Source organism: Kitasatospora sp. NPDC096140, from assembly GCF_040303045.1.
Classification (GTDB): domain Bacteria; phylum Actinomycetota; class Actinomycetes; order Streptomycetales; family Streptomycetaceae; genus Kitasatospora.
Genome location: NZ_JBEOUW010000021.1, coordinates 84,937 through 97,476 on the forward strand (window position 1 = coordinate 84,937; position 12,540 = coordinate 97,476).

Here is a 12,540-nt window from a genome sequence, read left to right on the forward strand (position 1 = left end):
TCCTGGATCGGGTGCGGCCTGGGCGGGGTTCACGGGTTGCGGCGGCGGCGGGCCTGCAGGACGGCGCCGCCGGCGAGGACGGCGACCAGTGCGCCACCGGCGATCAGCCCGATGTCCGGGCCGCCGCCGTGGGCGGGGGAGGTGCCGCCGGCGGCCGGTGCGGCCGCGCCCGCGGCGCCGACCTGGTCGGCGCAGCCCGCCGTCGGGTACCCGGCGATGGCGCACAGCAGCCCGTTGGTGTCGTACCGCAGCGGCGGCGCGACGGCGGCCAGCACCTCGGCCGAGGTGGCGCGCGGGGCGACGACGGCGCACGCCGTCCGCGGCTCGGGCACCGCCCCGGCGGCCGGTCCGGCGTCGTCGGCGGTCCCGAAGTCCAGGACGACGGCCACCCGCTTGCGGCCGTCCTGCGCGGGGGTCTGCGCACAGATGTCCGCGAAGCTCCCGGCCGTCCGCGGCCTGGCGGCGTCCTGCCCGCCGTCCGGACTCACCGCGAACCGCCACCCGTCCACGGCTCCGTCGGGCGGCACCGCGATCGCCGGGCCCTGCTGCTGGTAGGCCCACCCGCCGTCGGCGCCGCGCCAGAACGACCAGTACCGGTACCCGGCCGCCTCGGCGGGCGCCGCGCCGGCGAGCACCAGGAGCGCCCCGAGCAGCGGCAGGAGCAGCACGGCGAGGCGCCCGCGCGCCCGCCCGCGACGCGGGGTGGCGCCGCCGGTGGCGGCCGCTCCGGGCCGGGCGGGCCGGGGGTGGCGGGTCGGGGGCATCAGAGGTTCGGGTTGCGCTTGCGCTGGAGGCTGAGCAGGAGGCCGCCGCCGATGCCGACGAGGAGGCCGATGCCGATGAGCCAGTACTGGCCGATGCCGTCGTTCTCCTTCTTCGCCGGGGTGGCCTCGTCCGTGGCGGGGGCGGTGGCCTTGGGGGCGGGGCCGAGCGCGGTCAGCTTGCCGGTGAGGTCGGCGGTGGGGCGGTGGTCGGCCTGGGCGACCAGCAGGAGGGTGGCGGTGGCGGCGGCGTCGGTGCCGTTCTTGGTCCAGGTGGCCTCCTGCGCGTCGAGCCAGTCGGCGGCGTCGGTGGCCTGGTCGGGGTGGCCGCTCTGGATGAGGGAGAGGGTGGCCCAGGCGGTGGCGGTGTAGTCGGGGCTCGGGGCGGCGCCCGGGGTGGTGAGGGTGAGGTGGTTGCCGCCGCTCGTGAGCTGGGCGGCGAGGTAGGCGCCGACGGCCTCGCCCGCTTCGGCGTGCGGGACGGTGGTGGGTGCGGAGCCGTCGGCGCAGGCGAGGGGCTTCGGCTCGGCGTCGGCGCGGACCGAGTTGGCGACCGGCAGGTGTCCGCCCGCGGCGGCGAGCGCGGCCTGGCCGCCGGCCAGGGCGTTGGGGGCGAGGGCGCCGGTGGCGGGGTCCGGCTGGTAGGCGAAGGCCCCGCGCTGGTCGGCGGGGGCGGAGCAGCCGAGCTGGAAGCGGGCGAGGCCGTCGAAGGCGTTCTTGCCGGCACCGCCGGGCCCGGCCTTGGCGACGCTCGCCGGGTCGGTCCGGGCGGCGAACAGCGCGTTGACGGCGAGCCCGGTGGAGTTGGCGTCGCCCGGGCTGCCCGGGTTGTAGGCCCAGCTGCCGTCGGCGTTCTGGTTGGCCTTGAGCCAGGCGACGCCCTTGTCGACGGCCGGCTGGTGCCCGCCGAGGGCGACCAGGGCCTGGATGGCGACGGCGGTGGCGTTGCTGTCCTCGGTCTTGGGGTCGCAGGCCGTGCCGGCCGCCCGGTAGGAGGGCCAGCCGCCGTCCTCGCACTGCTGGCCGGTGAGCCAGCCGACCGCCGAGTCGGCGGGGGTGACCTTGGCCGCGGAGAGCGCGGTGAGCGCCAGCGACTGCCGCCACACGCCGTCGTACGTCGGGTCGCTCTTCCCGTACAGGCCGTCGGGGGCGGCGGCCGGGGTCGGCGAGGGGCTGTCGGCCAGGGCCGGTCCGGCGGCGACGCCGGCGAGCAGCGCGGCGGACAGGGCGGCGGCGCCCAGGCGGGCGGCGGTCAGCATGGTGCGGTGGTGCCTTTCGGTGAGCGGTGGTGGCCCGGGCGGGCCGTTCCGTAGTCCTCGACGGTTCCGGGCGCGTGCGTCCGGACCGGCCGCTCGCCCCGCCCCGGGTGCTCCGACTCGTCCGGCAACCAGAAGGGCCGGGCTCACGGTTGCGGGGTCAGTGCCGGATTCCCACCGGCTTCCCCCGGGGGAGGAGCGGGATGGAGTTGTGGTGCCCGTCGACTCTAACCGCCGGAGCGGGCGGACCACCGCGCCGCAGCAGGAACAGGTTCCAGTGGGAGGGCTCTCCGGCGTCGCCGGGGCGACGGTCCGCGGTGCCCCGCCGCGGTCACGGCAGGGTGAGCAGCCGCGCCGCCGTGCGCAGGTCGGCCCGGACCTCGGCGATCGAGGCGCGCCCGGAGAGCCAGGCGACGAGCGCCGAGTGCCAGGTGTGCTCGATCACCCGCACCGCGGCGCGCTGGCTCTCGCTGGGCGGGCCGGACTGGCCGATCGCGTCCAGGATGAGCTGCCCGGTGGCCACGCTGACCTGGTCCACCTCGGCGCCGACCGAGCGGTCCGCGAAGGACAGCGCCCGGACCATCGCCTCGGCCAGCAGCGGCTCGCGCTGCAGCGCGTGGAAGGCCCGGGTGAGGGTGTCGGCGACCCGCAGGGCCGGTTCCGCGTCGGTCGGCGGGTGGCGCCGGATGTGTTCGTGCAGGCCCTGCAGCTGTTCCAGCATCACCGCGACCAGCAGGTGGACCTTGGACGGGAAGTACCGGTACAGCGTGCCGAGCGCGACCTGGGCGCTCTCCGCGACCTCCCGCATCTGCACCGCCTCGTACCCGCCCCGGGCGGCCAGCGCGGTGGCGGCCCGCAGGATCCGACGCCGGCGCTCGGCCTGCCGCGTGGTCAGCGGCGGCTCGCCGGGCCGGGGCGTGACGGGGGTCGGGGTCAGGGGCTCGGTCGACGGCGGCAAAGGTGCTCCCGGGCAGGCGAGAGTGGCGGTGTGCTCACATGGTCGGCAGGGTCGGCGTGGCGGGAATCACCAGCCCTGACACCTGAGGAAAAGCTACGGGCCGGTATCTTCGAGGTCTCTCATTGTTCACGTGGTCGATGACGAGTTCCACATCCACTGAAACCTGATCTACTTTAGCGACCGGCAGCACAGATAGCAGCTAGAGATGAGGGCCCAGGATGACCGCGCAGCCGCTGCGGATTGCCCTGCTGTCGTACCGCGGGGACCCCTTCTGCGGCGGTCAGGGCGTGTACGTACGGCACCTCTCCCGTGAGCTGGCCAGGCTCGGCCACCACGTGGACGTGATCGGCGCCCAGCCCTACCCGGTGCTGGACGAGGTCGAGGGCCCCGGTTCGGTGCGCCTGGTCGAGCTGCCCAGCCTGGACCTCTACCGGGCCGACGACCCCTTCCGCACCCCGGCCCGCGGCGAGTTCCGCGGCCCGGTGGACGCGCTGGAGTTCGCCACCATGCGCACCGGCGGCTTCCCCGAGCCGCTGACCTTCTCGCTGCGCGCCCGCCGCCACCTGGCCGCCCACAAGGGCCGCTACGACGTGGTGCACGACAACCAGACCCTCGGCTACGGCCTGCTGGGCCTGGCCCGGCACGGCTTCCCGCTGGTCACCACGATCCACCACCCGATCACCGTGGACCGGCAGTTGGAGCTGGACGCGGCCACCACCCGGCTCAAGCGCCTCTCGCTGCGCCGCTGGTACGCCTTCACCCGGATGCAGCGTCGGGTCGCCGCCCGCCTGGACCACGTGATCACCGTCTCCGGCACCTCGCAGCGCGAGATCGCCGAGCACCTGGGCGCCGCGCCCGGCGCGATCTCGGTGGTGCCGATCGGCGCCGACACCCGGCTCTGGTCGCCCTCGGACGCGGTCGAGCGGGTGCCCGGACGGATCGTCACCACCTCCAGCGCCGACGTCCCGCTGAAGGGCCTGGTCTTCCTGGTCGAGGCGCTGGCCAAGGTCCGTACCGAGCGGGACGCCCACCTGGTGGTGGTCGGCAAGCCGCAGAAGGAGGACGGGCCGGTGGCCGAGGCGGTGCGCCGCTTCGGGCTGGCCGGGCACATCGAGTTCCGCAGCGGCCTGACCGACCAGGAACTGGTCGACCTGTACCGCTCGGCCGAGGTGGCCTGCGTCCCGTCGCTGTACGAGGGCTTCTCGCTGCCGGCCGCCGAGGCGATGGCCACCGGCACCCCGCTGGTCGCCACCACCGGCGGGGCGATCCCCGAGGTCGCCGGACCGGACGGGGAGACCTGCCTGGCCGTGCCGCCGGGCGAGGCGGACGCGCTGGCCGCGGCGCTCGGCCGGCTGCTGGACGACCCGCAGCTGCGCGCCGCGCTCGGCGCGGCGGGCCGGGAGCGGGTGCTGGCCCGGTTCACCTGGGAGCGGGCCGCCGAGCTGACCGCCGAGGCCTACCGCGCGGCGATCGCCACCGGCGTCGGCGCCCGGGCCCGTTCCGGGCCGGGCTGGCGGTACGTGGCCTAGCCGCCGGGGTCGGGTCAGCAGCCCGGCCGGGTGTGCCGACGCGGAGCGCCGCCCCGGGGCGCGCGCCGCCCGACGAAGCGTGACGAAGCGTCAAGGACGCTTGGTAGCAATAGGAATGGGAGTCCTGCAGTGCTGACCGTCGATTTCTCGCGCTTCCCGCTCGCCCCCGGCGACCGGGTGCTCGACCTGGGCTGCGGCGGGGGCCGGCACGCGTTCGAGTGCTACCGCCGCGGCGCCAACGTGATCGCCCTCGACCAGAACACCGAGGAGATCGCCGAGGTCAAGAAGTGGTTCGCGGCGATGGAGCAGGCCGGTGAGGCCCCCGAGGGCGCGTCGGCGGTCGCGATGGAGGGCAACGCGCTGGCCCTGCCGTTCGAGGACGAGTACTTCGACAAGATCATCATCTCCGAGGTGATGGAGCACATCCCCGACGACAAGGGCGTGCTCAACGAGATGTTCCGCGTCCTCAAGCCGGGCGGCCTGCTCGCCGTCACCGTGCCGCGCTGGCTGCCCGAGAAGATCTGCTGGGCGCTGTCCGACGAGTACCACGAGGTCGAGGGCGGCCACATCCGGATCTACCGGGGCGACGAGCTGCTCGACAAGCTCAAGGACGCCGGCCTGGAACCGTACGGCACCCACCACGCGCACGCGCTGCACTCGCCGTACTGGTGGATCAAGTGCGCGGTCGGCGTGAACAACGACAAGGCGCTACCGGTCAAGGCCTACCACCAGCTGCTGGTCTGGGACATCGTCGGCACCCCGGTGATCAGCACCCTCACCAAGGCCGCCGAGCGGGCGCTCAACCCGGTCATCGGCAAGAGCTTCGTCGCGTACGCCTCCAAGCCGAACCGCGCCCCGGGCGGCGCGGCGTGACCGCCGCGGTCCCCGAGGTGCTGCTCCTCGACGGCGTGCTCGACGCCGAGCAGGCCGCCGACACCGTGCGGAGCATCCTCGCCGAGCAGCGCCCCGACGGCGCCATACCCTGGTTCGCCGGCCACCACCTGGACCCCTGGGACCACACCGAGGCCGCGATGGCCCTCGACACCGCCGGCGAGCACGCCGCCGCCGAGGCCGCCTACCGCTGGCTCGCGGCCAACCAGAACCCGGACGGCTCCTGGTACGCCGCCTACACCGACGGCGTCGTCACCGACCGGGCCAAGGAGAGCAACTTCTGCGCCTACGTGGCGGTCGGGGTCTGGCACCACCACCTCAGCACCGGCGACGACGCCTTCCTGGAGTGGATCTGGCCCGTCGTCCGGCGCGCCCTGGACTTCATCGTCTCGCTGCGGCTGCCCGGCGGCCCGATCGCCTGGCGGGTCGCCGAGGACGGCGCCGCCACCGAGGAGGCGCTGCTCACCGGCTCGTCCAGCATCCTGCACGCGCTGCGCTGCGGCCTGGCCGTCGCCGACTACCTGGAGGAGCCGCAGCCCGACTGGGAGCTCGCGGCCGGCCGGCTGCGGCACGCCATCGCCCACCACCCCGAGCGGTTCCTGGACAAGGACCGCTACTCGATGGACTGGTACTACCCGGTGCTCGGCACCGGCCTGCGCGGCGACGCGGCGGTGGCCCGGATCGAGCGGGACTGGGAGCGCTTCGTCGTCCCCGGCCTCGGCGTGCGCTGCGTCAGCGACCGCCCGTGGGTGACCGGCGGCGAGAGCGCCGAGCTGGCCCTGGCGCTCTGGGCGATCGGACAGTCCGACCGCGCGGTGGACATCCTGCGCTGGATCCAGAAGCACCTGCGGCACGAGGACGGCTCGTACTGGACCGGGTACGTGTTCGAGGACGACGCGATCTGGCCCGAGGAGCGCACCACCTGGACGGCCGGAGCGCTGCTGCTCGCGGTCGCCGCCCTCGGCGGGGACCCGGCGACGGTCGCGGTCTTCGGCGGGGACCAGCTGCCCGCCGGGCTGGTGGTCCAGGACTGCTGCTGAGCGCCCGCCCGTCCGGATGGGCGCCCGCCCGTCCGGAACGGGTGCGGCCCGGGCGCGGGAACCGGGAAGCGCGGGTACGAGGAAGCGCGGATACGAGGAAGCGCGGATACGAGGAAGCGCGGATACGAGGAAGGGGCGGGACCGGAGAACCGGTCCCGCCCCTTCGCCGTGTGTCCGGGACGTCAGCCGCGCTGGATGCCCGTGGTGTCGGTCAGCACGCCCTGGGTGCCGTCCGCCAGCTGCGCGACCAGCGCGGTGCCGCGCTGCTCGACGGCCAGGTACCAGGTGCCGGGCACGACCTCGCCGATCGGGGCGCCGGCCGGGTTGTCCTTCGGGGCCAGCTGGCGCGGGGCCGGGACGGCGAACCAGTACGGCTGGAAGTCCGCAGCAGCCGGGGCGGCCTGCTGCGCGACCGGGGACGGCTGCGGGGCCGGGACGCCGGCGTCCTGCGGCTGGCCGGGCTGCGGCTGGCCGGCGGCCGGGAAGCCGTAGCCGCCCTGGGTGCCGAACGCCGGGTCGTGGCCCTGGGCCGGGTAGCCGTACTGCTGGCCGGGCTGGCCGGGCGCACCCGGGTGGCCGGGCTGACCGGGGACCGGGTAGCCGCCCTGGTAGGGGACGGCCGGGCGGTCGGAGGTCAGCGGGGCCTTCAGCGCGGGCACCAGCGGGCCGGCCGCGGCCGCACCGGCGAGCACGATCAGCGAGATGAAGCCGAGCCAGGCGCCGAAGCCGTGGCTGACGCCGTTGCCCGACACGCCGCCGCCCAGCGCCCAGATCGAGGTCCACAGCGCGGCGACGGAGAAGGCGATGCCCCACTGGTCCAGGCGCAGACCGAGCACCTGGCGGTTGGCTGCGTTCTGACCCTGGAACCGCTGCGCCAGGATCAGCCCCGCGGCAGCGATGCCCAGCAGGTAGATCGAGGGCAGGATGGGGAACAGCTGGGTGCTCCACGCGTTCTGCGAGGCGTCGGGCGGGCAGTACCGGCCGCTGCAGTCCAGGGTCCAGTAGGGCAGGAAGGAGGCGATGAAGAGCAGGACGGCCGCGCCCGCGACGGCGGCGTCTCCCCTGGTGAGAGCGCGCAGATTCACTAACGTTCCCCTCGTTGACGTGTCGTGGACGGTGCTTCGTGCGGTCGGGCTGACCGGCCGAAACTCCCGAACGGACCAGAAGCCTAGGCCCAACCGTCCTGTCGGCGCACGGCGGGACCGGGAATGGGGCGAAGTCGTTGCAAACCGCGCGGGCCGAACGGAACCCCGTCCACCGCGCTGCGCGGCTCAACTTCCGCCACTGGGCCTTCGGATCTTCTATTGAGTCGTCAGGAACGCGGTGAGCGCGTCGGCGATCCCCTGGGCCGCCTGCTGGCGCCACTGAGGGTCCGTCATCCGCTTCGCGTCCGTCGAGTTGCGCATGTTACCGCACTCGATGAACACCTTGGGGACACCGGACAGGTTGAGCCCGCCCAGGTCGGACCGGGTGTCCAGGCCCTGGTTCGCGATGTAGTCCGCGTACGGCTCGCCGGTCGCGGCGTGGAAGTGGTCGCGCAGCAGCAGGCCGAGCCGGTGCGAGGGTTCGACGATCGCGGAGTTGTCCGCCTTCCCGGCCACCACCTTCGCGGGCATGATCACGTGGAACCCGCTGCCGCTCGCCGGGCCGCCGTCCCCGTGCACCGAGACCGCGACGTCGGCGTGCGCGTCGGCGCCGGCCCGGGCGCGCTCGTCGATGCACGGGCCCCAGGGGCGGTCGCCGTCCTGCACCAGCACCACCGTGGCGCCCCGGGCGGCCAGGAGGGCGCGGGCCCGGCGGGAGACGTCCAGGGTGTACTCGGCCTCGGTGTAACCGGCGTTGGTCTCGGTCCCGGTGGTGTCGCACTCCTTGCGGGCGTTGCCGATGTCCACCTGACGGTTGATCTCGGCGGAGTGCGCGCCGTTGCCGGGGTTGTGACCGGGGTCGAGGAGGACGGTCCTCCCGGCGAGGCCGCCGGCCGTAGCGGCGGCGCTCTGCGCCGGTGCGGTCGGGGCCGGTGCGGCCGGGGTCGGCAGCTGGCTCGGGGCCGCGGTGGGCGCCTCGGCCGCCGGGGCACCGGAGGTCGGCGCCGGTGCGACGGGCGGGGTGAGCGGCGCCGTGCCGTCGGCGGCGTCCGACGGCGCGCCTGCGGCCTGCGCCGTGTCCGGGGCGGCGGGAGCGGAGGCGGCGGACGTGGCGCCCGCGGGGCCGGAGTGGTCGAGGGCCTGCCAGCCGAACCACCCCGCCGTGCAGAGCGGAACGGCCGCGGCCACCACCGTGGTGACGCGCAGCAGGGTGGAACGGCGGGGCGGTCGGGGGGCTGTGCCGGTCACGGGTGGGTCAGATCCTGTCCTGGGTGAGCGGGGTCAGGCCGTAGCTCTTCGCGATCGGGTTCCACTTGTTCATGAAATCCGACTTCGCCTGCGTGGCCTGCGGGTTGAGCTCGTCCGCGTGCTTCTTGTCCTGGGTCGTCGGGGCCCGGCCGGAGCAGCCCTGGGCGGCGACGGTGCGCGCCCAGGCCGCGTACGCCTTGTCGATCTCGGCGGACAACTGCCACGCCGACTTCAGCGAGTTCAGCGCGTCCGCCCCGCCCGGCACGTCCGTGAGGCTCAGGTTGGCGAGCTTGGCCAGCAGCGCGGTGCGCTGGGCGGCGCCGTTGTCGAAGGTCTGGGCGGCGCTCGCGATGTCGGCCTTCGACGGGCAGCTGCTCACCTTGGCGACGGCGCTGCCGATCGGGGCCTTCGCGTTCTCGCCCTCGCTGAGCACGCCGTCCAGCGCCTGCGCCTGGGACTGGGCGTTGGGCCCGGCGCCGGTCGCGGTCGGGGACGGCGCGGCGGTGGGCGAGGCCGGGGCGCTCGCGCCGCCGCTCGGCGCGGCGTCCGTGCCGGCGGGCGCGGGGACGGGCTGCGGAGTGCCGCCGCCGGTCGCGGGGGCGGAGGCCGGGGCCGGCGACGCCTGGCCGGTCTTGTCGTCGTCCCTGGCGGCGAACAGCAGGCCGCCGCCGATCGCCAGCACCAGGAGCAGCGCGAAGCCGATCAGCAGCGGGGCCTTGCGGTTGGTCGGGCGGTCCCCCTGCTCGTCCTCGTACGAGTAGGCGGTCGGATAGTCGGGCGGAGGGCCGGCCGGGTGGCCGGGCTGGGCGCCGTACGGGGGCTGCGGCGGGGCGGCCGGGGGTCCGGGGTAGCCGTAGCCCGGCGGCGGCTGGTGCTGCGCGGTCGCGTGGGCGGGGAAGGGCGAGGCAGCCGGGGGAGCGGCGGGCGGCTGCGGGGCGGCGGCGCGGGGGATCGGGGCGGTCGGCGGGTCGAAGCCGGGCGCGGTCGCCAGGTACGGGCGGGCGCCCAGCGGCGGGCCGTGGTCCTCGTCCGAGCCGGGCCCGGCGGGCGGGACGACCCGGTCGAGGCGCGGGTCGACGGGGGCCTGCGGGGCGGCCGGGGACTGCGGGCCGACGGGGGCCTGCGGGGCTCCGGGAGCGGGTTCGGCACCGGCCGGGAGCTGCGGGCCGCGCACCCAGCCGCCGGCGCCGCCGCGCGCGGTCGGGTCCCAGACCGCCGGAGCGGTGTTCTGCTGGTCCGTCATGTCGCTGCTGGCCCCCACCGTCCGCCGATGCTCTGCCTGGTGCTGCGCGGCCACCGTACCGTTCGAACCCCCGCCCGACAGCCCCGGCACGACGTTAGAGCATCGGCGCGGGGCCGTGGGGCGGCTCGGGGGATCTGCGGCGGCGGGGGCCCTGCGGGGCGGCGGGGGAGGGCCCGCGGGGTCAGTGGGCGTAGCGGCGCAGGACGCGCAGCGAGCCGGTCACCGAGACCTCCTCGAAGCCCTCGGCGAGCGCCCGCAGGTACACCCGGTACGGGGCCTGGCCGCCGTCCGCGGGGTCCGGGAAGACGTCGTGCACCACCAGCAGGCCCTCCGGCGCCAGGTGCGGCACCCAGCCCTCGTAGTCGCCGGTCGCGTGCTCGTCGGTGTGCCCGCCGTCGATGAACACCAGGCCCAGCGGGCGCCCCCAGAGCGCCGCGATCCGCGGCGAGCGGCCGACCAGCGCCACCACGTGCTCCTCCAGCCCGGCGGCGTGCAGGGTGCGGCGGAACCGGGGCAGGGTGTCCATCAGGCCGACCTCCGGGTCGACCAGGGTCGGGTCGTGGTACTCCCAGCCGGGCTGCTGCTCCTCCGAGCCGCGGTGGTGGTCCACGGTCAGTGCGAGCGTCCCGGTCTCGCGGGCCGCGGCCGCCAGCAGGATCGCCGAGCGTCCGCAGTAGGTGCCGATCTCCAGCACGGGCAGGCCGGTGTCGCGGGCCGCGGCCACCGCCGCCGCGTACAGCGCGAGCCCCTCGTCCACCGGCATGAACCCGGTGGCCGCCTCGAACGCCGCCAGCACCTCGGGCGCCGGGCGGGCGCTCTGCAGCAGGTCGGACATGCGGTGCTCCTCGGGTCGGATCAGGGGACGGGCGTGCTGGGACCTTACTCGACGGTAGCGCCGGCGGCGTCGGCGGGCCGTCCGCTCCGGGGCCGGTCCGGGCCGCCTGCGAATTTCCACAGTTCTGCCGCACCGTTGTTGTGGAACCCGTCCTCCTGATGTTGCGGAGGTCATGCCACAATCGCCCCGTCCGAGGATCCACTCCGTGTCATCCGATGCATACAGGGAGCAGCACCATGCGCGCAGCCGTCCTGCACAAGACCGGCCAGGACACCCTCGACGTCCGCGAGGACGTGACCGCGGTCGGCTTCAGAAGAGGCAGTGTCCGGGTCCGGATGCGCGCCGCCAGCCTCTGCCACTCCGACCTCTCCGCGATGAGCGGGGTCCTGCCGCAGCCCGCGCCGTTCGTCCCCGGGCACGAGGGCGCGGGTGACGTCGTCGAGGTCGGCGAGGGCGTGACCGGGCTGCGCGTCGGCGACCGCGTGGTGCTCTGCTGGATGGCCCCCTGCGGCAGCTGCGACCACTGCGTGCGGGACCGCGGCCACCTCTGCGTCGCCAGCCTGCGCCGGCTCGGCGCCCCGGGCTTCCGCATCGAGGAGGGCGGCGTCATCGCCTCCGGCTTCTACGGCACGGGCGCCTTCGCCGACGAGGTCGTGGTCTCCGCCAACGCCCTCGTCAAGGTGCCCGCCGACCTCCCGTACGAGGCCGCCGCGCTGATCGGCTGCGGGGTGACCACGGGCATTGGCGCGGCGGTGAACACCGCCGAGGTCGAGCCCGGGGCGTCCGTCGCGGTCATCGGGGCGGGCGGCGTCGGCGTCGCCACCGTGCAGGGCGCCCGGGTCTGCGGCGCCGGCCGGATCACCGTCGTCGACCCGGTCGCCTCCCGCCGTGAGCGCGCCCTCGCCTTCGGCGCGACCGAGGCGATCGCCCCCGAGGACCTGAAGGCGGTGGCGAAGAAGCTGCCCGGCGGCGGCTTCGACTACGTCTTCGAAGCGGTCGGCCGCGCGGCCACCGTCCGGGCCGGCTACGACGCCGCCCGGCGCGGCGGCGCGGTGGTCGTCATCGGCGCGGGCGCCCAGGACGACCTGGCGCAGTTCACCATGGGCGAGCTGTTCTTCAACGAGAAGCGCCTGCTGCCCTCGCTGTACGGCGGCGCGACCGTCGGGCGCACCATCGCGCTGGTCGTGGACCTCTGGCGGGCCGGGCGGATCGACCTCGACGGCATGATCACCCACCGGGTCGGCCTGGCGGACGTCAACGACGCGATCGCGCAGATGCGCAGCGGCGAGGCCCTGCGGACCGTCGTGACGATGGACTGACGTCCCCGCGTTCCGATGTCCTGATGCGTCCTGGCGCGTCCTGACGCGCTGAGGGTCCGGCGCCTCGGCGCCCGCACGGACGAGGGCCCGCCAGGGGGAGCGCTGCTCCCCTCGGCGGGCCCTGTCGCGTGGTGCGGGTTGATCAGCCCTGTGCCGCCGCCGCGCGGTGGCGGCCGTGCGGGTCGGACTCCGGGGTGTCGTCTGCGGCGGAACGGCCGCGGTGGCGGCCGTGCGCGGCGGTGTCCTCGGCCGTCTTCTCGTCGGCGTCGGTCCCGTTGGCCGCGGGTCCGGTGGTGTCGGTGAGGGTGTCGGACATGAGAAATCGTCTTTTCCGTGCGGAGGGTGCAGGTCATCGGCGCCCGGCCGGCGCCGCTG

General features: G+C 75.5%; 12 protein-coding genes and 1 riboswitch. Of the genes, 4 read left to right on the top strand and 8 right to left on the bottom strand.

Going from position 1 to position 12,540, the window contains the following annotated elements; translation table 11 throughout:
• Nucleotides 1–29: 29 nt before the first annotated feature.
• From ABT048_RS22610 to ABT048_RS22620, 3 genes are all read right to left on the bottom strand, one after another.
• Nucleotides 30–764 carry an SCO2322 family protein gene (locus ABT048_RS22610; protein ID WP_350523255.1) on the bottom strand — a complete coding sequence of 245 codons (735 nt, stop codon included), beginning with the start codon at nucleotides 762–764 and terminating at the stop codon, nucleotides 30–32.
• Nucleotides 764–2,020: an SCO2321 family membrane protein gene (locus ABT048_RS22615; RefSeq protein ID WP_350523256.1), complete on the bottom strand. Its 1,257-nt coding sequence runs from the start codon at nucleotides 2,018–2,020 to the stop codon at nucleotides 764–766. Before ABT048_RS22615 ends, ABT048_RS22610 begins: the two co-directional genes overlap by 1 nt.
• A 105-nt stretch (nucleotides 2,021–2,125) precedes the next feature.
• Nucleotides 2,126–2,205: riboswitch (cobalamin riboswitch) on the bottom strand.
• A 143-nt stretch (nucleotides 2,206–2,348) separates the two neighbouring features.
• A complete protein-coding gene (locus tag ABT048_RS22620) occupies nucleotides 2,349–2,975 on the bottom strand; it encodes a TetR family transcriptional regulator (protein WP_350523257.1) in 627 nt (208 codons plus the stop codon).
• A 218-nt stretch (nucleotides 2,976–3,193) separates the two neighbouring features.
• On the opposite strand from ABT048_RS22620, the gene ABT048_RS22625 reads away from it, so the two are divergent.
• The 3 genes from ABT048_RS22625 to ABT048_RS22635 all read left to right on the top strand — a co-directional run bounded on the left by ABT048_RS22625 (nucleotide 3,194) and on the right by ABT048_RS22635 (nucleotide 6,435).
• A complete protein-coding gene (locus ABT048_RS22625) occupies nucleotides 3,194–4,504 on the top strand; it encodes a glycosyltransferase family 4 protein (protein ID WP_350523258.1) in 1,311 nt (436 codons plus the stop codon).
• A 129-nt stretch (nucleotides 4,505–4,633) separates the two neighbouring features.
• The gene (locus ABT048_RS22630; RefSeq protein WP_350523259.1) at nucleotides 4,634–5,377 is read left to right on the top strand and encodes a class I SAM-dependent methyltransferase; all 744 of its coding nucleotides are present in this window, start codon (nucleotides 4,634–4,636) and stop codon (nucleotides 5,375–5,377) included.
• On the top strand, nucleotides 5,374–6,435 hold the full coding sequence (locus ABT048_RS22635; RefSeq protein WP_350523260.1) for a prenyltransferase: 1,062 nt from the start codon (nucleotides 5,374–5,376) through the stop codon (nucleotides 6,433–6,435). Before ABT048_RS22630 ends, ABT048_RS22635 begins: the two co-directional genes overlap by 4 nt.
• A gap of 182 nt (nucleotides 6,436–6,617) precedes the next feature.
• On the opposite strand, the gene ABT048_RS22640 is transcribed toward ABT048_RS22635, so the two are convergent.
• The 4 genes from ABT048_RS22640 to ABT048_RS22655 form a co-directional block, all read right to left on the bottom strand.
• The gene (locus ABT048_RS22640) at nucleotides 6,618–7,520 is read right to left on the bottom strand and encodes a hypothetical protein (RefSeq protein ID WP_350523261.1); all 903 of its coding nucleotides are present in this window, start codon (nucleotides 7,518–7,520) and stop codon (nucleotides 6,618–6,620) included.
• A gap of 216 nt (nucleotides 7,521–7,736) precedes the next feature.
• Complete coding sequence (locus ABT048_RS22645; RefSeq protein WP_350523262.1) at nucleotides 7,737–8,768, bottom strand: N-acetylmuramoyl-L-alanine amidase; 1,032 nt, start codon at nucleotides 8,766–8,768, stop codon at nucleotides 7,737–7,739.
• A gap of 7 nt (nucleotides 8,769–8,775) precedes the next feature.
• Nucleotides 8,776–10,011: a hypothetical protein gene (locus ABT048_RS22650; RefSeq protein WP_350523263.1), complete on the bottom strand. Its 1,236-nt coding sequence runs from the start codon at nucleotides 10,009–10,011 to the stop codon at nucleotides 8,776–8,778.
• Between the two features lie 181 nt (nucleotides 10,012–10,192).
• On the bottom strand, nucleotides 10,193–10,846 hold the full coding sequence (locus tag ABT048_RS22655; RefSeq protein WP_350523264.1) for a class I SAM-dependent methyltransferase: 654 nt from the start codon (nucleotides 10,844–10,846) through the stop codon (nucleotides 10,193–10,195).
• Between the two features lie 236 nt (nucleotides 10,847–11,082).
• Between ABT048_RS22655 and ABT048_RS22660 the strand changes: the two genes are divergently transcribed.
• Complete coding sequence (locus tag ABT048_RS22660; protein ID WP_350523265.1) at nucleotides 11,083–12,165, top strand: alcohol dehydrogenase catalytic domain-containing protein; 1,083 nt, start codon at nucleotides 11,083–11,085, stop codon at nucleotides 12,163–12,165.
• A gap of 142 nt (nucleotides 12,166–12,307) precedes the next feature.
• On the opposite strand, the gene ABT048_RS22665 is transcribed toward ABT048_RS22660, so the two are convergent.
• A complete protein-coding gene (locus tag ABT048_RS22665; protein WP_350523266.1) occupies nucleotides 12,308–12,481 on the bottom strand; it encodes a hypothetical protein in 174 nt (57 codons plus the stop codon).
• Nucleotides 12,482–12,540: the final 59 nt, after the last annotated feature.